This window comes from Paenibacillus sp. J2R1T-4 (assembly GCF_059692235.1).
Genome location: NZ_JCAUBA010000018.1, coordinates 47,268 through 68,708, shown reverse-complemented (window position 1 = coordinate 68,708; position 21,441 = coordinate 47,268). Strand labels below are relative to the sequence as shown.

The 21,441-nt window shown below is 46.3% G+C and carries 16 protein-coding genes; all 16 read right to left on the bottom strand.

Features of this window, described 5'->3' with window-relative positions:
• Nucleotides 1-106 precede the first annotated feature (106 nt).
• On the bottom strand, nt 107-5,581 hold the full coding sequence (locus AC58QD_RS24775; protein WP_497337697.1) for an S-layer homology domain-containing protein: 5,475 nt from the start codon (nt 5,579-5,581) through the stop codon (nt 107-109).
• Between the two features lie 275 nt (nt 5,582-5,856).
• A complete protein-coding gene (locus AC58QD_RS24770) occupies nt 5,857-6,939 on the bottom strand; it encodes a glycosyltransferase family 4 protein (RefSeq protein ID WP_497337696.1) in 1,083 nt (360 codons plus the stop codon).
• A 161-nt stretch (nt 6,940-7,100) separates the two neighbouring features.
• A complete protein-coding gene (locus tag AC58QD_RS24765) occupies nt 7,101-7,850 on the bottom strand; it encodes a WecB/TagA/CpsF family glycosyltransferase (protein ID WP_497337695.1) in 750 nt (249 codons plus the stop codon).
• A gap of 8 nt (nt 7,851-7,858) precedes the next feature.
• Nucleotides 7,859-9,007: a polysaccharide pyruvyl transferase CsaB gene (gene csaB, locus AC58QD_RS24760; protein WP_497337694.1), complete on the bottom strand. Its 1,149-nt coding sequence runs from the start codon at nt 9,005-9,007 to the stop codon at nt 7,859-7,861.
• On the bottom strand, nt 8,980-10,974 hold the full coding sequence (locus AC58QD_RS24755; RefSeq protein ID WP_497337693.1) for a DUF5693 family protein: 1,995 nt from the start codon (nt 10,972-10,974) through the stop codon (nt 8,980-8,982). Before AC58QD_RS24755 ends, csaB begins: the two co-directional genes overlap by 28 nt.
• Before the next feature lie 79 nt (nt 10,975-11,053).
• The gene (locus tag AC58QD_RS24750; RefSeq protein WP_497337692.1) at nt 11,054-12,763 is read right to left on the bottom strand and encodes a phospho-sugar mutase; all 1,710 of its coding nucleotides are present in this window, start codon (nt 12,761-12,763) and stop codon (nt 11,054-11,056) included.
• Nucleotides 12,764-12,798: 35 nt separating this feature from the next.
• Nucleotides 12,799-13,230 (bottom strand): 3-hydroxyacyl-ACP dehydratase FabZ, encoded by a 432-nt coding sequence (gene fabZ / locus AC58QD_RS24745; RefSeq protein ID WP_497337691.1) that lies wholly within the window; start codon nt 13,228-13,230, stop codon nt 12,799-12,801.
• Between the two features lie 192 nt (nt 13,231-13,422).
• On the bottom strand, nt 13,423-13,962 hold the full coding sequence (locus AC58QD_RS24740) for a CDP-alcohol phosphatidyltransferase family protein (RefSeq protein ID WP_497337690.1): 540 nt from the start codon (nt 13,960-13,962) through the stop codon (nt 13,423-13,425).
• Between the two features lie 88 nt (nt 13,963-14,050).
• Nucleotides 14,051-14,371, bottom strand: coding sequence for a DNA-directed RNA polymerase subunit beta (locus tag AC58QD_RS24735; RefSeq protein WP_497337689.1), 321 nt, complete (start codon nt 14,369-14,371; stop codon nt 14,051-14,053).
• 9 nt (nt 14,372-14,380) lie between these two features.
• Nucleotides 14,381-15,253: a flagellar hook-basal body protein gene (locus AC58QD_RS24730; RefSeq protein ID WP_497337688.1), complete on the bottom strand. Its 873-nt coding sequence runs from the start codon at nt 15,251-15,253 to the stop codon at nt 14,381-14,383.
• Nucleotides 15,254-15,315: 62 nt separating this feature from the next.
• A complete protein-coding gene (locus tag AC58QD_RS24725) occupies nt 15,316-16,215 on the bottom strand; it encodes a flagellar hook-basal body protein (protein WP_497337687.1) in 900 nt (299 codons plus the stop codon).
• Between the two features lie 70 nt (nt 16,216-16,285).
• On the bottom strand, nt 16,286-17,287 hold the full coding sequence (locus AC58QD_RS24720; RefSeq protein ID WP_497337686.1) for a rod shape-determining protein: 1,002 nt from the start codon (nt 17,285-17,287) through the stop codon (nt 16,286-16,288).
• A 168-nt stretch (nt 17,288-17,455) separates the two neighbouring features.
• Nucleotides 17,456-17,743 carry a sporulation transcriptional regulator SpoIIID gene (spoIIID, locus tag AC58QD_RS24715; protein WP_477541864.1) on the bottom strand — a complete coding sequence of 96 codons (288 nt, stop codon included), beginning with the start codon at nt 17,741-17,743 and terminating at the stop codon, nt 17,456-17,458.
• Nucleotides 17,744-17,929: 186 nt separating this feature from the next.
• A complete protein-coding gene (locus AC58QD_RS24710; protein ID WP_497337685.1) occupies nt 17,930-18,658 on the bottom strand; it encodes a peptidoglycan DD-metalloendopeptidase family protein in 729 nt (242 codons plus the stop codon).
• 84 nt (nt 18,659-18,742) lie between these two features.
• Nucleotides 18,743-19,804 carry a stage II sporulation protein D gene (gene spoIID, locus AC58QD_RS24705; RefSeq protein ID WP_497337684.1) on the bottom strand — a complete coding sequence of 354 codons (1,062 nt, stop codon included), beginning with the start codon at nt 19,802-19,804 and terminating at the stop codon, nt 18,743-18,745.
• A gap of 174 nt (nt 19,805-19,978) precedes the next feature.
• The gene (gene murA / locus AC58QD_RS24700) at nt 19,979-21,325 is read right to left on the bottom strand and encodes a UDP-N-acetylglucosamine 1-carboxyvinyltransferase (RefSeq protein ID WP_497337683.1); all 1,347 of its coding nucleotides are present in this window, start codon (nt 21,323-21,325) and stop codon (nt 19,979-19,981) included.
• Nucleotides 21,326-21,441 lie beyond the last annotated feature (116 nt).

Genomic DNA, 21,441 nt, shown 5'->3' with positions numbered 1-21,441 from the left:
TGCTTAGTATACAACCATCTATCACTATCGTCATTATTAAGTATTTTCCAATTCGTATGTCTAATAAATACAGCTGCCGGCTACGAAACCGGCAGCTGTATGGCTATCATTTAGGTACTTTTTTCTGTTGCTGCAACACGCGCATAGCTACTACCGCAGCCTCTGCTCTTGTGAAGGTATTAAGCGGATCAAAACGCACTGTAGCTTTCTTTTGACCTTGCTGCAGTACGTTCTCTTTTCCTTCGATCAATCCAGCTTTGAATACAGCTTCCACAGAGGTTCTAGCATAGATATCGATCTGCTCTCCGTCCGTGAAGGCTTTCTGTAAATTATCTAGCACCTTATCTAATGTAGAGTCAGGTGACAGCTTCAAATCAGCAGCTCTGGCTATCATAACCGCTGCATCCTGACGTGTGACAGCACTGTCTGGCAGGAAACGCCCCAGGGCTGCTCCCCTGACAATACCTGCTCGAGCGGCTGTTTCAATATACTTATAATCGTACAGCCTGGTTAAGATGTTCACACGAGGCACGTCAGAGAATGTAGGAGTCTCAGTATACTGTAATGGAATATCGAAAATCTTAACAAGCATCGTTGCGAACTCACCGCGAGTGATAGCATCGTTCGGCACGAATGCCGTTGCTTCCTTATTCAGCATTAACCCTTTGGCATAAAGAGTATCCAACTCATTCCTGGCCCATGGGTGACCCGTTACGTCATCAAAGCTGTTCCCCATGTACATCACTTGATAATAGCCGAACGTATCAAAAGGTACGGTGATGGTGTTATCCGCTGTTTTAATTACGCCTCCAAGGTTCTTCCATCTCCACTGTGTTGTCCCTGTATAGTCCTCGTATATATCAAAGTGATAGACCGAGATATACTTCCATGCATCATCTCGGATATTGGAATCGTATTTCAAGGTAAGCGTACCACGTTCTGTAGGGATAACTTGATCATCCTTACTTCTCGCATAAAAAGCTTCATTATCATAAGGCAGACGACCGCCTCCGTTTAATGCTTTAACCATATCTGTCTCATTCTTACGAATGCTGCCAGCATCAATCCATAACAGCGGTCCGGCCGGGCGGAATTTACCTGTTGGTTCACTAAGGACTTGCTGACCCGTCGTTGTAATGATCGGGATGTTGCGATTGCCGATCTGTCCGTCTGCTGATGTAGGATGCTTGAATTTGTCTACACGGCCATCGGTTTGGTTGGCAATCCCGAACAAAATCTTACGATCGGCAGTAAGGAACTGGTTCACTGAGCTTTGATCGTTACGGCTAAAGTTTGTTCCTCTCGGGAATGTGAGTTTAGCCTGACCATCAAAAGCAGTGATGGAGTTTTTCAGAGCTGTTTTGAATTGAGCTCCCTCAACCGGTGTATCTACATTAAACAATATAAACGTTGCTGTAGACTGCTGGGTTCCTCGGTGTACCGTGAACCTAATACTGTTCTTGCCCGCCTTTAACTCGTCTATTTCGTAGAAGAATCGCTTGCGTTTAATCCCATTCTCATCGAATACTTCACGTTGAACCGCTAGCTCTTTACCGAATACAACACTATCCGCGCCTTCGGCCTCCATCTCCACTTCAACATAATTGCTATTAATATTAGCTTGAAGCTCGCCCTTCTCGTTCGTAATAAGAATCGGATACTTGATGACGAAGGCTAATGGCTCACGGCTTATCGTGATTGTGCGTGTTACAGTGATGCCAGATGCGTTCGAAATCGAGAATTCGAAGATCGTTTCTCCCTTGGTTGCCAAAGTAATCGGGATGGTTCGGAACTGTCCAGCTGAAGGACTGTTCAATAAACTGAAATAGTTAGGATTGTTGCTTAGCGGTTCGGCAGCTGAGAAGTTGTTGTATCTTCGGTCGTATTTCACAACAGGAACTCCATTCTCATCCTTCGTCCTTACGGTTAACTTAATCTCGCTTGAATTAGCAAACTGACCTGAAAATGCAACGGAGGTTTCACTAGTCGAATAAGTTTCTACCTGTTTGCCTGGAACATACTTCACAATATCTGACGTTTCTACTGGTTTAATGGAAAGGAATTCAGGTGCATCTGTACTGAATACAAATACCTCATACTCGCTTGAAGTAATGATTGCTCCGTTTCTTTTCACATTGAACTTGATTGTATTCTTCCCTTCGCGGAAATTGCCTACTTGGACGTAGAACGTCTTGAATACTTCTTCAGCATGAAGGATGTTTGTATTACTCTCATTAACTATAACATCCACCGTATACGAGTTTGTCGCACCAAACGGAAGCGGAATATTCACTAGCCGCCCAGAGATACAGCTTCCTGTTGCAATTGATTCTGTCGGTTTCCTACAAGTAATCTCTAGATTAGGATTCTTCACAACTCTTCCATCATAAATGTTGTTTACAATCAGATAAGGTGTGTTAGACACGGTTAAGTCGTACTGCCTTCGTCCAGAATAATTCTCACCTGCTTTTGTTCCTATATAATCCGCAGGGACAGGATCTGGTGGAGGATCCGTAGATGGAATAAAGGTAACCTTTGTTACTCCGTTTGATATATTATTCGGTATCGAATACGTGAAAACATACTTTCCGCTGATCGGATCTGTAATCGGGTTCACCAATGTGGTAGTAACAGGAGAGTTAGTTGTATAATTCCCCAAATAGACGTTTACCCTTTTTGTCTTTGTATCCGTAATAACCGATAGAGTCGACGGCATTTCCGTAATATCATTCCGTCCGCCTTCAATTAACGTCATTCCATCCGATCGTTTCACCGACTCAATATACGGTAATGTAGGATCCACATAATTAAATGTAAAAGTAGATGGTGGAATGTTGTCATTCGACGAGTTGAAGAATCGGAATTCAACTACTTGGACTTTATCCGTAGGGATATCAAGCTTGGCGGAGAAATCGAATACCTTATACCGGTTCGTCTTTGACCAAGCTGCCACTTCATTAAGTGATGCGGCTACTGCATTAACACTATAATCGAATGGATTGCCAATAGCTGAATCATTGTACATCAGCGAGACGGAATAAGACCCATTGGCAAGTGTTGGAGGCCTAGTAAATACTGCCCGTCTTCCAGCATCAATTGCTGAAGCTGTCTGATCTACAAAATTGTCCGGGTTAGTAACAGGGGCAAAACGGAGTTTCAGCAGATTCAAGTCTCTACCTAAATTCGTCCCTGTTACAATAACATCCGTTCCAACTTCAGATAATCCTGATGCTGCCGGATCAGCTACTACGAAAGGATACTGCGCGAGCAGCTCATTGTTGTACAGAACCTTCATTAAATAAGTGCCTGCAATCAGACCAGGAATAGATGTGAAGTTTCCTGTTGCTTGTGTCCCCCCTGGATTAGTAGAGAGTACGTTCGCATTACGCTGATTAGTGCCGTCGTCGTTCGTCACTGCTAATGTAAGCTTCGTACTATCCGTGATGCCAACTCCGTTAACGGTTATCGTTGAAGTACCTACATCGGAAGGAAGCATTTGTGGAATGGTTATACTTGTGATTGCCGTTGTTCCGGCTGCAGCAGCAGCGTAAACGGAATCTGAAACTGTTCCTCCGCTAGCGAAATTCGCAATTGAACCAGCCGATCCGTCAGGATAACGAAGCACTTTGTCAAAAGCAAGCTTGTAATTATTATTCAAAACCAGAGCAGATTGATTAGAAACCCTGAAAAGAATGCTTGTATCTTTTACATCTATGACTGTAAGCGGAATATCTGGTGCGACTCCCGGGATTGCCTGATCCACCAGTCTGGCATTCTGGATATCTGCTTTACTGGTCCCCAAGTTCACCCCACTGAAATAGATCGTTGTCGGATTAAGTCCATCCGCAGGGGCGAGTGCTGTAAATGCAGGAATAGCGCTGGCGTTGTTCAACACAACAGGTCCGTTCACCAGAACATTCGGAGATGCCGGATCCTTCTTGCCAATAGTAAATGCCCGTTCTGAAACCGGGAAGCCGTTATAAGTAATCTTATACTTGTACATTCCCTCTGTCTGAATAATAGGAATCTGGAAAGAAACAACGGATCCCGCAATGGTTCCGGTTACGGAAGCGATCGATCGGTTCAAAGTATCTGTTACTTGCAGGCCATAGTTGCCAGAAGCAATATCTACAGTAAAACCGGCAGATGTAGGTAGACTGCCCGCTTTGGCAAAATCAGTCGATGGATCCGGTACTCCAAAAGTACTTATTACGGGCAACGGTATTACGGATGAAGTAGTTGCAGGCGGAACAATGCCCGTCGCCACACTCACTCCCACTGAATAGGACTGGTCATGTATCGCACGATTGCCATCCCTGACTTCTAATCCATATGGACTCCCTGCATTTGTTAATAATCCTGATGCGATTCGATAAACCGCAACTGTTTTCGCACTATTAACTGCTATCGGCACTGCTGATATTTTGTCGGCATCTGGATGTAAATCAACAGCTGCTCCTGTCTTTGACGTAACCGTAAGCAAAGATCTGGTTGACAAGGCCTGACCTGTAACGAATATATCCGTATGGGTGTAGCCATTATAAATCACACTCGGATGCATAGAGAACACTTTCGGCGCAGCATTTGCTCCATCCAAATTATACGGTCCGTACTTCTGACCGCCAATCATGACTTCAACAAATTTGTATTGGAGATCGCCTAGAGCGGTCAAATCATTCTTCAGGTACGCAGAAATGTTCGCTTTTGGCTTCGTAACGGTAGGTGTCTTGATTAATTCCTGAGGTGGAACAACATTTCCAGACCCATCAACAACTGGATTCCCTGCCCCATCCAGCTCCCCGATCCTGGCATTAAAAGCGAACGGCTTTCCGTTATCATAGATCAAGTTCTTTTGGATCTCATACGTCTTCGAATTATTCACCGCCATAATCGTCATTGGATTGTCTCCTGGGCGCAGGCGGAAAGTAGCTGTAGAACTAGGCTTGTTAATATCATCGGCAAGGAAGAAGTATTCACCGCCGCTGAAGAAAGCATTCTTCGGCGTTGAATCTCCATCGAGGTACGCTTTTACCTCTGTCGCATTAGGAGCTCTGCCAGAGATATTAACTAATGTAGACTGTCCCGGATTCTCCGGATACATCTTTCCGTCTTCAAACGGAACTCCATTGATGTTAAAGCTCTCTATGTTGGTGGTTGGCGTATAGAACACCCAAGCTGGCGCTGAAGAAACGACACTTGAATCGCCCAGTTTGATTGTTATCTTGTTTAGCCCTTCAGTCAACTGCACATTATTAAACACAATGTCAAATTGTGAGGTCTTCTGTGCTTTATTGGTCGTATCAGCTACAGGCTGGCCGCCCATGCTCACATTCGTGATTTCGAAGTAAAGACTTTGGATCTGATTATCACTGATATTCTCGATAGTAGCCGGAACGCTGATCGGATTACTCGTCAGCCTGGGAACAAGCGAATTGCTAAGATCCGGCTGCGATTCCGAGATATAGAACCCGGTAATGGTAATTCGCGAGGTTGCTGCAAAGGCTGACATCGCAGGCAACAGACTGAGAAGCATGGACATGATCACTAGGACACTTGTCCATTTACGGTAAGACTTTTTCAAAACGGTTCCTCCTTATGTAATAAAAATTCTTAAATTAAGAATGGGATAATAAAGCTTAAGTTCATTTATTTGAACAGGATCTCAGATCTACATTATTTAACTCCTCTCCAAATATTTACATGGCTGTACATGTAGACGTCGAGCCTGAACCAAAAGTTTCACGTATAGTTGTTATCGGTCGTTTTAGGTTAAAATTTTAGAGATGAGGTGAAATTGCGCCCATGCAAAAAAACCAATCCGCAACGGGACTGGTTTCTTAGACTAATAAGTGCTATTTATTTAGATGTGCTTTTCGCGCGGACCCTCAGAAAGAAATTAATAATCGGTCTCTTTCCTTTGGATACAATTCCGATCACTTCTGCACCCAACTGCATGACCAGTAAAATAAATACTACAAGAATAATCGTTACCCATAATGAAGACTGAGACAGCAGAATCGCGCATACTCCGAAAAACAAAGAAATGGCGTATATGATTAGAACCGTTTTGCGATGGCTAAATCCGAATTGCAACAAACAATGATGAAGATGATTCTTGTCAGCAACCGAAATAGGAAGCTTGTTCACTTTCCGGCGCACGATGGCGAAGAACGTATCCGAAAGCGGAACCCCTAGAATCAATAAAGGTACAATAAATGAAACGACTGTAGCTTGCTTGAATCCTAATACTGAGAGAGTAGCCAAGCTGAACCCTAGGAACAAAGCACCGGAATCACCCATAAAGATCTTGGCCGGATGGAAGTTATAAAATAAAAACCCAATGATACTGCCAAGCAACAGCACGCTAAGTACGATAACAGTCGGATTGCCCATAATAATGGCCATTACGAGAATGGTACCTGTGGCAATAGCCGAAACACCGCCTGCCAAACCATCGAGACCATCGATCAAATTCACGGCATTTGTGACACCGACAATCCATAGGATCGTAAGCGGAATACTAAGCCAGCTCGTCTCAAAAGAATCTCCGAATGGAACATTGAGCAGATCAATCTGGATATCCCCATAAAATACAATAACGAATGCTGCAATAATCTCTGCGGCTAATTTCACTCGAGGAGACAAATCAAATCTATCGTCTAAAGCCCCGACCAGCACAATAATCGCACCGCCGATCAATAAGGCAGAAGCTACTTTTACATTATAATCGTCAACGGCTGGAGCAATGACGAAGAAAGCTCCAACAAATGCAAGGAAAATGGCTAATCCACCCAAACGCGGCATAATGCGCGTATGTACTTTTCGTTGATTAGGTTTATCCACAGCGCCGACGAAGAAGGCAAATCGTTTCACGAGCGGGGTCATACATACAGCCAATAAACACGCTGCCAGAAACCCAATACCGTATAGAAACTCCATTTGTCTTCTTACACCCCCTGTATATTCTGTTAGTTGTAAAGGTGAGAATCCGTGCCTCGCATGGGCAAGAAGGCCAACGGACACATTATACTCCCTGCTGAACAGAAACACCACAGCTAAAATTGGGTAAATAAGCGGTTTTCAGGCAAATTTCTCGCTGATTATCTAGGTTTCTGCACTTTCTCTTTTTCGCGAATCACTTTCACTGCGAATTTCGGCAACGCAAGCATTCTTTTGTACCGTTTGGGTTCTTTTATTAATCGGAAAAGCCATTCTGCTCTTAACTTCTGAAACAATACAGGTGCACGCTTGGATCGACCGGAAATGACGTCAAAGCTTCCTCCTACACCGATCACGACTGGAACCTGCATTTCATGCTTGTATTTATCGATCCAAGGTTCTTGCCCTTCTACAGAGCGACCTACTAAGAGAAGGTCTGGTGCAGCGCGCCGTATATCCGCAACTACCTCTGCATCCTGATTGGGTCCGAAGTATCCATCTCGAACACCCACGATCTGAAGCTTCGGATATTGTATAGTAAGCCGTCTTGCCGCTTCTTGAATCACATCTGGTGCAGTGCCAACCAAATAAACCTTCCAACCATACTGTTCTCCAATATCGAATAACTTATGAATAAGCTCGATTCCTGGAACGCGTTCGGCCACTGGATTGCCAATATATGAAGCAGCCCACACGACACCCGTTCCATCCGGTACGATCAATTCTGCTCGCTTCATCATGCTCAAGTAGGCCGGATCTTGCACAGCCGTCATCACCATAATCGGATTAGCTGTGATGACATGATGCGGTTGTTGCCGGCTCTTCACAGCTTCAGTGAGGTACTGAGCGGTATCGATCATGTTCATCTTAGAGAAAGGAACGCCAAATATATTAACGGTAGGAAACTTCATGTGCGGAATCATCCTTTATGACGCAATGCTGCGATAATTTGTTGCGCTGGGCGCTGCGCTTCTTGTCTCAATCGTTCGATGGACTGGCTCTTCTGCAATCTCCACTCCGCTGTGTTTTCTAACAATCCAAGCAATTCGTTCTCGACTAACCCAGAATTAAATTCAAGTCCATCCAAAGAGGTGGAGGCCGATGCGTCTATGTCCAAGCGATTCAAAAACTGATTGATCTTCGGATCGTAGGAAATTCCTAATAGAGGTACGCTTTGTGAGGCTGCATAAATTAACGAATGCAACCTCATCCCTATTAACACATCACAGGTGGCCACCTCGGCGAGCATATCCTGAGGATGGGTTATCCCGCTAATTAACTGCAGCCGATCTCTTCCCGCTCCTGTATCTTGATCCGAAGAAAGTAGGTCCATTACATAACGGGATGCCTCCTCATCGGATGGCAAGTGAAACGGCAGAAATCGCAGGATTACATCCCGTTTCTTACGAATTTCGCGAAGTGACTCAGCCAGTGCAGTCAATTCCTCGCGATTCTTGTTCCAGAAGCGCACCGATATCCCGATAATCGGTACCTCTTCGACATCCTTCACGGCTCGGATAAAAGTAGATTTCAAGCTTAATCCCATCACCGGATCAGGAACGATATCTACTCGTTCTCCAGGGACTCCCATGCGCATTAATAAATCAGCAGACTCTCGGTCTCGAACCGATATATAGTTGCACTTCTTAAATATGGTTCGAATGAAAGGGTCATACATACGTCGGTACACCGGCCCAATTCCTTGAGCATATATAAAAGTCGGCTTTCTTAACCATTGCGCGATTTGGAGGATCCCCAAATAGTATGGAATCGTCAAGGAACCTGTTGCATCCTGCAGCAAGCTGCCGCCACCGCTAATTAACGCATTGCATTGACGAAGCTCGGACACCACAGCTCCAAGCTTCATCCTATGAACAGCACGAACACCATAGGTCTTCTCGGTCCACTCCGGATTAGCGGATAGGACTACGGGTTCAACCTGAACACCTTGAGTCTGGCCTTCCGATTCCAGAGCAAGAAGGATCGATTGCAGAACGGCTTCGTCACCGCTATTGTTAAATCCGTAATAACCGGAAATCGCTATTCTGAGTACAGGTAAGGAGACCATCGTTTCCAACTCCTAGCCAGCAATTCCCATACTGCAATATATACGATCCCTATGACCAAACCAATCAATACCCCGTACGTGATCCGAGTTAGTGAGATATAGAGAGGCGTGTGCAGATGAGCAAATGTATCGACAAGTGACAATTGACCCATAACCGCACCAGCAAATAAATAGGCTGCATGTTTATATTTCATTAACAAGTATGCTCCAAGGATGAACAAGGGATGCGCGAATAAAAATTCTTTCGTCCGAGGGCGGACACCTAATGTATCTTCAAGCACCGCACGGAAAACTTTTTCCAACTCAGAGGCTTGTCCCTCATTCCCCGTACGCGACAGATAATACCATAATCCCAGCACCATCACGCCAGCCAATGTAACCCACAAGATACTAATCTTCGCTGACAAAATAACGCGTGCCCGTTTGATTGCCCCTCTTAGGCCATTTTGTTCATTGAACAGGAGAACATAAAGTCCTACCAGAACAATCGGAAGCATATGCAATAAAGCAACGCCGCGGAATTGTTCGAGCACGAGATAATAGGAAAGCCCGCTTAGCAAGCCTACCACATAGGCGATTCCAACTAAGGTAAGCACCGTCGTTCTTAAGAAAATAACCAGAGCCTTCACAGCACTTGGAGCTGCTCCCTTTAATCGGCGTCGATCAAGAGATCGAATGGCGGACAAGGTTGCCCAAGTAGGCGCGCATACACCGACCCCAAAAGCGGTTGCTTGCAATGCGATCGATGAGCTTAATCCATATAACCCAAAAACGCCCACGATTCCCAATACAAACACTACCGTAACCAAAGACCTAACGAAGTAGCCTATTGTTAAAGCAATCAGCGCCGTTCCACCTGCCAACAACAACAGCTTGAGCCAATTCAAGGACTTTCCATACTCTACAAAAGCATGAGCTTCACCGATCTGATATCCGGCTTTCTCAATCCTTTCAACTGCACCTTGAGGACCTGTAAGACTCTCGATAATGGAGGTCATATAGTCATTCATGAACCCCTTCTCAGTGTCTTTTGCTGCTTTTGTATTTAGAAATATCATGCGAATGTCGCGATCTTTTACCGCCAGTACGAGCTTATCTGCAATCTTGTCCGGCTTCAGATTGGCTTCTGTCTCGAACAACGGGAAGACTCGAACGGCATTCCCTTGGAGTTTGTTGACAAAAGAAACCGTAAATCCGCTCTGTGGAGCCTTCAAACGTTCAATGGCGCCCGTACCGATCTGATACTTGTTCATCAAATCGATGACATGCGCTATATTCGACTTTTCTTTTTCCTCGTCGTAACCGGTCACCGCTACACCGTCAAACACGATACGCTTCACACCGTAGCTGCTTAGGTTCTTTAATGTAGCATCCAGCTCTCCCGTTGTAAAAGGCTGCATCCGATTGGAAAGTCGAGCTACAATCTGGAATTGATGCTGATTATGCAGCATATCCAGTGTAATCGGATCTGGCGGCAATGGCTTCGTATTCGCTTCCTCATAAGGGAGTGCGATAATCAGCCCTGTCTGATTGTTATAACTCCACGTGCTAACATCGACATTTAAACGTTGGCGATACACTTTCTCAATCATGCCCTGAAGCTTGGTTCTTGCAGCTTCGCTAGTGAACAGCAGATAAGTGTGATTATCTGCTGTTCCCGCCAGCTTTCCGGTCAAGCCCGCATACTCATTCGCTGTGAATAATTGAATGCTGCGGCTATTTTTGAGCTCCTCAAGGGTCGCTTCATACACAGCCATCGAGCCTACTCCAGCTTCCTTAAGCAGTTTTAGCTGCTGTTGGATATAGGCTTGTGAGTTCGGCTTGTATTGAGAAGCTTCAAGAAGATCGCGATAATCGAACACGATCTCTACATTTTTAGTTGATCGTTCTGTCTGCACTCTTTTGTAAGCTAACGGAAGCGAAGCTAGCAACCCAATAATAACAAGCAGCCACAGCCACTTTGTCATTCGTTCGTTGATCCTTATATATCTTTCAAACAATACGGTCCACTCCTAACTTTCTTGTAAGCTGCAATTGTTATGACTGTTATTTGTCTATTCGGGACATGACTGCGGTTCGCAAACGCTCTAGTTTTGCATTGGAGTCTTGCTCGCTCGTTCCACAGACGGAAAAGTATATTTTGATCTTAGGTTCCGTGCCGGAAGGACGCAGACAGAACCACGATTGATCAGCCAATGTATATTTCAATACGTTCTCACGCGGCAAACCTTCTATTCCTTCGGCATAGTCTTTTACAGAAGTAACGGGGATACCTGCTATTTGCTCAGGCGCATTCCCGCGCCAATCCGTCATAATGCCTTGAATGGCTGCTACCCCGTCAATACCTTTCATCGTCCGTGACTCTAGCGCTTCCTTGAACGCTCCATGTACCGCATATAGGTCTTGCAGCACTTCATACAGTGTCTGACCTTTGCTCTTGTAATAGGCAGCTGCTTCACAGAGTAGCATAGAGGCAAGCACCGCATCCTTGTCGCGGCAATAATTCCCGGCGAGATAACCGTAGCTCTCCTCATAGCCGAATAAGAAACGATGAGAACCTGTAGCATCGAATTCGGTCATCTTAGCACCAATGTATTTGAAGCCTGTTAATGTATTCAAGGTTGGGATTCCATAAGAAGCCGCAATGACAGCGCCCATCTCACTGGTGACAATCGTTTTGATCACTACCCCGTTAGCTGGCAATTCCCCTTTTTCTTGTAACCCGCTTAATAAATAATGAGTCAGAATGGCGCCGGATTGGTTGCCCGTCAACACCACGTACTCGCCCTCATTGTTCAAAACAACAGCACCCACACGGTCGCAATCAGGATCGGTGCCTATTATAATGTCTGCATTAACTTGCTTAGCTAGCTCAAGAGCGAGTGTAAAAGCTTCCTTTTCTTCTGGATTAGGAGATCGTACAGTAGAGAAATTAGGATCCGGCTCCTCCTGCTCAGGCACTACATGTACATGATCGAAGCCAATAGCTGCTAACGCCTGCCGTACGGATATATTACCTGCTCCATGCAAGGGGGTGTACACAATATGAAAATCATCCGAAATGGCTTTCACCACCTCTGGATGGAGACTAACGGATGTGACTGCCTTCAGATAAAGCTCATCCAACTGAGGGCCCACTGTCGTAATCAGAGCCTTCGCATCGGCCTCTTCCTTGGAAAGACGCTTCACCTGCCCAATCCCTGAGATGGCCTGAATGTGTGCTAGCACGCGTTCTGCGCTCTCCGGGACAAGCTGCCCTCCGTCCGCGCCGTACACTTTGTACCCATTATATTCAGGCGGATTATGACTAGCTGTGATGACGATTCCCGCCGTGGCCCCAAGCTCCCTAACTGCAAAGGATAGCTCTGGAGTAGGTCTCAACGACTCGAATACATAGGCGCGAATACCATTCCCCGCAAGCACTTGCGCAGCTTCCATAGCGAACTCCGGTGATTGATTACGCGAATCGAATGCAATAGCCACAGACGGAACCGATCCAGCAGCAGCAGAGCCTTGCTCTTCAAGCACAAACTGCGCTAATGCTTGGGTGGCTCTGGCCACAGTATACCGATTGATCCGGTTAGTACCAGCTCCAATTACGCCCCGAAGCCCTCCTGTCCCAAATTCCAAATCCCGATAAAATCGGTCTTCGATCTCAGCTGTTTTACTCTCAAGCGACTTCAATTCCTGTTTGGTTATCTCGTCAACGTCAGCATCATTGAGCCATTCCTGGTAACGTGTATGTGCAGTACTCATCTCATCCCATCTCCTTATGTCTGTGGAATAGAAAATTAGGCTCGGTTGCTCAAAGCAAACATCAATCCGCCTTCAGCCACAACCCGATCGCCCACTTTGGCTACCGCATGCCCTTTTCCAATCGTTCCTTTTAATCGAGTTATATTCACTTCTAACGTCAAGGTGTCACCTGGTACCACTTGACCGCGAAACCGAAACTCATCGATTCCCGCGAAGAAAGCTAGTTTGCCTCGATTGACTTCCATCTTGAGAATAGCCACGGCTCCTACTTGAGCCAATGCTTCTACTATTAATACCCCAGGCATAACAGGATGACCCGGGAAGTGACCGGCAAAATGGGGTTCATTCATCGTAACATTCTTAACACCTACCGCCCGAACTCCTTCTTCAACCTCTAGAATGCGGTCTATTAATAGAAACGGGAATCGGTGCGGGATAATCTCTTGAATCTGGTTCACGTCTAACATAAAATCATTCTCCTTTTAAATAACTGTGTTTTTTGTGGATTTTGTTTGACCCAGTCGTGTATAAAAGATCTCTAATGTACTCAAACTAAATACTGTCCCTTACCGTCTGCAGGCGTATAAGGTTCATATAAGGAGCATGGCGGCAAGGCCACGACGGTCTTCGTTATGCTCTTTTTCCTATGCTGAGAAGGGTCATGGATTTAATTCCGATTGTGGTAGCGGCGGCGATTTGGGGTTAAGCGATTTGAATAGGAAAATATAGATGAACGAAGCCACGAAAGACAACCCTACTGCGGCCCACAAGACAAAAATGCCTAAGGAATGATCAAAAAAGACGAATAGAAAAGCAAAATAAAACAGGACCGTAGCTACCTTGCCCATTGTATTGGCGGGTACCGTTCGTTTCCCGCGAAAATGAAAAAACGCTGAACTCGCAATCATTCCTGCTTCTCGAATGAACATAGCCACTGCCGCTGGCCATGGAATTCTTCCTGTGAGCAGTAGAGAAAGAACAACTGTAAGCATCATGCACTTATCCGCCAAGGGGTCTAACATAATCCCGAGTTGTGTGATCTGTCCACGTTTACGCGCCAAATAGCCATCCAACACATCGGTAACCCCTGCCAGAACGACAATGGCAAAAGCAGTCTTGATATGTCCAAGGCTATAGAAACAAATATAGATCGGAATTAAGATGAACCGACATACCGTAAGCAAGTTCGGAAGATTCAATCACATCGCTCTCCCTCATTCGTACTATCATCCATACATTATACCGTTCTTATACAAAAAATAAAACTCCCTTTACCCGGGAGTCCTGTTATTTCGCGAACACTAACTCGAACAGATGCTTCCATGTCTCCAAATTCCACACATCTGCAGAATCTCTGCCCCCTATATATACGTAGCCAAACACTACGCCAACAATAAGAGCAGCCACACAAAGCATCGGGACTAGCATAATTCTTGCTATTCTTAAAGTTATTCTGACCCAAGGCGGTAAGGGTTTGCGAGCGGACTTAGATTTAGCTTCTGGCTGAGCTTCGTTCGGCGTTGTCTTGGTCGGTTGTGTAGGCGATGGCTTACCTGATGTGTTCGACGGTGGACGAGCGCCTTCTTGCTTTTTCGATGATTGGTTCAAAATAGGTCGTCAGCTCCGAAGGGAATTCGTGAGCGCCATCAGATTATCCGCCGAAACCAGTGCCTTGGCATTCAGCTGGAATGCACGTTGCGTTAACATCAACTCTGTCGTTTCATCCGCCAGGATTACGTTGGATTGCTCTACGAAGCCTTGTCGTACCGCCAATTTATCCGCCTCTGGATTGTTCGGATCTGTTCCAACCACTCTCACGACTTCGCCGAGCGCAGGATCAATCGCATTGGGTAATGTAAACAGGTTCTCCCCTAACTGTTGCAGCACTTGTGGGCGAACCATCTGCACCAGCTTCAGACGTCCCATTGGAATTGCAGGTGTGCCAGGCTCCAGCTCGCTATATGCCAGGATGTTGCCGTCTTCTTCAATCTTAATTTTATGATAATTGGGGATTCGAACAGGCTGATTGTTAGTATCCAGTACAGAATATCCGTGTTTGGTTGTCAAATACACATTGTCCGGATCTCCTAGACGGCTGTTAAGCGAGAACGTGCCATCTCTTGTCCATGCTGGACGCTCCCCCGCTTGACCGTCAGCATCTTGTGTGGGTATGGCGATCTCGAACAAAGCGTCTCCTTCAATTGCGAGATCTGTCTGCAGATCTGTTGCTTTCATGGTACCTTGAGACATCTGAGTTTGAACCGAGCTGAGCTTAGCTCCCCAACCTTGCGTTAACCCAAGCGGAGATACCCGACCCACCTGTTGAAAGGTAGCAGGCTGTTGCATGGTGGTAGTCAGCACATCATGGAAGGTTGCCTCCATGCGCTTAAAACCGGTTGTATTAATATTAGCCATATTATTGGCGATGATATCTAACTTCTGCTGAAGGCCTTTCAAAGACACTAAAGAATTGATCATTGAAGGATTCATTGGTTTTTAAAAACCTCCCTTACTCGTAGTTATGTAAGCATGAACAGCTTAGCTATCCATTCTTATACACGGCCGACTTCATTCACTGCTTTTTCCAGACTGCGATCGTAGTATTGAACCATCTTCTGATTGGCCTCATACATCCGTGAGGCAGTCATGATATCGACAGTCGCCTGAGTGGGATCAACATTGGAACGTTCTAGGAACCCTTGGCGCACTTCCACCTGGTCATTCGGATTGACAGGAGCTGTCAGAGAAGGAAGCTGCTCATCATTGCGTAGAATCCCGCTGCCTTCTGCAACTAACCTCATGGGCTCCTCGACCCTCGTTAATAACAACGCCATAGGCTGTCCATTCGCATCCAGAATAGGCATACCGTTGACGGAGTCAAGGATTTGACCTCGGTTGTTAATGGTTACGTTACTTATGGGCACTCCCGTATCGGGATTTATTAAGAGGATCGGTTGCCCGTCTTGCCCGGCTACTCGGAATCCTTCCGCGGTAACAACTTGTCCCAGAGGGTCAACAGTGAATTTCCCGTTCCGGGTAAAGCGCTGTTCATTATTAGCGTTCAATACTGTTAAGAAAGCTTGCGGTTGAAACACCCGTTGTCCATCAGCCGTAATGGTCTTGCCATTGTCGAACTGGAGTCCCTCTACAAGAATGTCTGAAATAACAGCAAAATCAAACGGATTACCCGTCTCTCTCAAGTCGCCTTGAACGTTCACGGTGAGCGCTTCTTCCGCAAGTACACCCGTATTCAGACGACTCAAATTGACACGCGGCGCTCCCGTCGAATCGCCTTCCTGCAGAGCGATAAGCATCTCCGGAAAGGAACGAGACACCATCCGGCTCTGCTTGAAGCCAGGGGTGTTGACGTTCGAGATATTATTCGTAACCGTATCATGCTTACGTTGCTGCGACAACATTCCCGCGGTTGCGGTATACATTCCTCTTAGCAAAGGGATCCCTCCAGGATCTTAATTCAATAGCCAAGCTCACGTTCAGCTTAATACTATAGTTATCGGCTGATTAGCCGAGTTTTTTTCTAGTGACTTTATCCAGGTTGTCCAACATGAGGCCCGTTCCCTTCACAACACAGTGCATAGGGTCCTCAGCAATCAATACAGGAACTTTCAACTCATCGGCAAGTAATTGGTCAATTCCGTGCAGCAAAGCCCCGCCGCCTGTTAAGATAACGCCTCGGTCAATGATGTCTGCGGACAACTCAGGAGGAGTTCGTTCAAGCACAATCTTGGCAGCTTGTACAATTGAAGTGACCGATTCCCATAAAGCTTCCTTCACTTCATTGGAGCGGATTGTGACGGTCTGCGGCAAGCCTGTTACCATATCGCGACCGCGTATGTCCATCTCCTCGTTACGCGCTTCCGTGTAGACCGTTCCGATTCTCAGCTTGATATCTTCTGAAGTTCTTTCCCCGATTAGAAGCTTGTACCTTCCTTTAATATACTTCATGATCGCAGCATCGAACGTATCGCCTGCAACCTTGATAGAAGAGGAGGTCACGATGTCGCCCATGGATAAAACGGCAACATCTGTGGTCCCTCCGCCAATATCAACGACCATGTTTCCATAAGGTTGGAATATATCCATGCCAGCTCCGATGGCAGCAGCCTTCGGCTCTTCTTCCATAAATACTTCTCTCGCTCCGCTCCGTTCAGCAGCCTCGCGAATCGCCTTCTGTTCAACGGAGGTGATGTTCGTGGGCGCACAAATCAGAATTCGAGGGTGCGAGTACCACCGCTTACCGCCTACCTTCTGTATAAAATGCTTCAGCATCATCTCTGTTATCTCAAAATCGGCAATAACCCCATCCCTCAAAGGGCGGATCGCTATGATATTGCCTGGCGTTCGTCCCACCATGCGGCGGGCTTCATCACCAACAGCAAGTACTCGCTTGGATTCGCTCTCAATAGCGACAACGGAAGGTTCATCCAACACAACTCCGCGCCCTTTGACATGAATGAGCACATTGGCCGTGCCTAAATCAATCCCAATATCTTTGGTAAACATGAACAAATCCTCCCTGAAATCCATCCGCCACAACGACATCCGTATATAGATAATAAGTATATCTAATTCGACAGCTTTTGCAAAATTCCTCTTTTTGAAATAATCCGAATTCACGAGGAGGTGCTACAACTAGTGGGGAGGTTAATGATCACAGGGTAGGAGCAGGACCTAGCGGGCTGTCACCAGATGATCGGAAGTCTTTGGTGAACGTGTCCTCTTGTACTTGACCTTAGTCGCTTCTCCTCCTCTTAAGTGGCGAATGGATTTGTGATACTCCAAAATAAGTTTCACCTGATTGGCCAGTTCCGGATTGATCTCGGGCAGCCGTTCTGTCAAATCTTTATGCACCGTACTCTTGGAAACTCCAAATTCCTTGGCTATCGTGCGAACTGTCTGTCTCGTTTCCACAAGACTGCGCCCGATTTTGATCGTGCGCTCTTTGATGTAATCGTGCACTCCCCTCGCCTCCCTGCTCGAGTTAGTTTGGTACATTATATGAGGGGCAGGGCCATATATTCTTTGTTTCCAAGAGTGACAAGCTCATGCGTACAAATTATTTTATGGGACAATCTAATTTTTCAATCATGGAACAAACAAAAAAGCAGAGGGAAAGATTCCTCTGCTTGGACTAATCGAACTATTTTACTTCTGACCGAGTAACAAATCCGGGTTAACTGGAGTGCCGTCTTGACGAACCTCGAAGTGAATGTGGTAGCCCAGATCCTTCTCGAGCTCACTGCGTCCGGATGAAGCGATAATATCGCCTTTCTTGACTTGTGCATCTTTGGTCACTTTGACATCCGCCAAGCTTTGGTAAATACTAACCGTTCCATTGCTGTGCGTGATCTCTACTAATTGACCTACCAAAGCATCATTCTCAATTCTTGTAACCTTCCCACTGCCTGCAGCGAGCACTTCAAACGGTTTATCGTCACTGCGTCCCAAATCTACACCCATATGAGGCGTAAGCGTATCCCCATACTCTACCATTGCGGCTTGTCTGACTTCACTAGAAGCCTTACTGTCATAGAAGCTCATGAGCACATCAACATCGGCTTTGTTCTGTACGGGCCACTGCATGGCTTCGGCGCTTACCCCTACTGCAAGTGCATCAGGATTCTTAGAGACGTCGGTTTGGGATGGTTTGTTAACTTCCAATCCGGTTGTCTCTTCGGATAACGACTTGCTACCCGAATCCTGGTACACCCACATTAAGGTTAGTATAATTGCCGCCGCTGCCATGTAAGTTGCAGGAAATACCCACTTCTTCGCGGTTAACCTCTTCCATGTGGAAAGTTTGACCGTTTCGGCTCCGGTATTGGTTTTCGGAGCGCTCTGTTTGACCTGAGTTTCTTTGTTTTGTTCACTCATTGGTTATCACCTCAATAACCATTCTGACCAGATCGATAGGTTTTATACGTAAGGTGATAGATTTTTTCTAGTAATGTTACCCTTTCATTTTTTCAAGATAGAAGATGCAGGTTGAATCTCTATTCCTTGATAGTAATGCTTTACAATTTGTTCGGCCGAGTAGCCTTCTTTCGCCATGCCCTGTGCGCCCCATTGGCTCATTCCAACCCCATGCCCATAACCATAGGTGGTAATCTCTATATCCTTTCCTTTCACCTTCCATATGAATTGCGAGGACGCCAGTCCCAATTTCTCTCTTACATCACGGCCTGTAAATGACTTGCCTGCGATCTGCAACCTCTTAATTCTTTGACCGTCGCTAGTTTCCAATATGCGTATACTGGAATTCCCAGTCGTAACCGGGACAGAGGAGGGTAGACCTAAGCTCTTATAGACCTCGCTCCCTTTCAAAGTAACCTTTTGTTCATATTTGGGGGACCATTTCTTATCCCACGGACTCGCAACACTGCGTAGATAGGGAATATAGTTAGCCCAATAATCTTCCGAATTCTCTGTGTACCCGTTGCTCGTTGAAAAAAACGCAGCGAGAATAACTTGTCCTTTGTATGTGAGGATTTGATTCTGAGTCTCGTTCACAGCCTGATTCAGTTTCTCTATTCGCACCTTAAAGCTATCTGCGCCCCATAAACGTTTGAGATCTTCCTCCGAATAGTAAACTTGATGGGCCGTTGTATCGGTTACGATCGCTCCGCTTACAGGAACCTGACTCGTATCTTGCTCTATCAACCGTTTCGTAATGTATGTGCGAGCAGCAAGAGCCTGTGCCTTCAGAGCCTCAACTTCGAACTCTGCCGGCATTTCGCCCGCTACCACACCTCGTACATAGGTCTCTAGCGGTACTTGCTCAATTCGCGCGGCAGCGCTTCGATAGACAGGCACTAGAATCGTTGTATCCTGCTCTGTGAGGATTGAACGGTTCGCGGTATCCGTGGTTCCCGTTGATATACGCCCAATCGACCGTTCACTTGCAGGAGTGCGATCTACTAGAATGGCAGGGATCAGAATAGCGACCACAAGAAACGACCCCAGCGCGATCGCAACTAACGGGGCTGCGGTTTTGCCCAATCTAGCTAATTGTTTGTTCATCCTGGCTCTCCTTGTCTCTTCCTTTGTCATCTCTGTTGCCATACACCAGTCTATGAGATGAAAGGACGAGCTAGAACCCCAATCGAGAGACTCGAGATAATAAGAGAGCGAGTTCCTCTGGACGCAAAAAAAACTGCCATCGTACGTATCCCATGTACGTTCGATGACAGTATTTTATGCCCAGCTTGGTTGTGGATGGATCGAGAATATAGGTAGATCTGCATCCTTATCCTTAGTCGGTTGTTCCACTTGTTCCACGACGGCCTCTTCGTAACGCTTAATGTCCGCTCCTAGAAGACGCAGCTTATCAGTGATGTTAACGTATCCGCGGTCAATATGGTGCACGCCGGAAATTTCCGTCTCCCCGTCTGCGACAAGCGCCGCCAAGATCAATGCCGCTCCTGCGCGAAGATCGGTAGCGCACACCTTGGCGCCTTTGAGCTTCACATTGCCGCTGACTACTGCAGTTCTCCCATCTACTTTGATCTGGGCCTGCATGTTCTTGAACTGCTCTACATGCATGAAGCGATTCTCGAACACGGTCTCCGTGACCAATCCCGTCCCGTCAGATACCATCAGAAGTGCCATCATTTGCGACTGCATGTCAGTAGGGAACCCAGGATAAGGTAAAGTCTTCACATCAACCGCACGCAGCGTCTTATCTGCACGAACGGTAATACCGTTCTCATCCTCAACGACACTCACACCCATCTCCTGCAGCTTGGATATAACCGGTCGAAGGTGATCGCCAATGGCCCCTTCAATATAAACCTGACTTCCCGATATAGCCGCCGCAATCATGTAAGTACCTGCTTCAATGCGATCAGGGATAACCGTATGTACGACGCCCCTTAGATTCTCTACACCTTCGATTCGGATAAGACCCGTTCCCGCTCCGCGAACCCGAGCACCCATTGCGTTTAAGTAATTCGCTAAATCCACAATTTCCGGTTCGCGCGCTGCGTTCTCGATCGTTGTGGTGCCTTCTGCAAGTGTTGCTGCCATCATTATATTCTCAGTAGCTCCAACACTCGCCACATCCAGATATATTTTGGCTCCTTTCAACCGCCCTTTAACCCGCGCTTCTATATACCCTTGCCCTAAATTAATCTCAGCACCTAGCGCTTCAAAGCCTTTCAAATGCTGATCAATGGGACGAGTTCCTATCGCGCAACCCCCAGGTAAAGAAATTCGCGCATACCCTTTACGAGCTAACAATGGCCCCATAACTAGAAAAGAGGCTCTCATTTTTCGAATCCATTCGTAAGGTGCTTCACAAGCTGTAATATGTTCGGCATTCACTCGAATGACTTCATCTTTATAGGTGATTTGAACACCTAAGCTTTTAAGTACTTGGCTAATCGTCATTACATCGTCTAGTGGAGGGGCATCCTGAATGATGCTCTCACCCTCCGAACCTAAGATCGAGGCAGCGATAATAGGGAGAACTGCGTTTTTTGCACCGCTAACTTTCACTTTCCCGAATAATCGCTTACCTCCGCGGACGATAATTACGCTCATCTAGATCCCCCTCCGCGAGTTCCATATTTTTTGGTTTACCCCTTTTACCTTCAAACACCCAACGTACAGTGTAGCATCGTGCCAAAAGCTCAAACAACTGTTAATTGCTTCCTTGG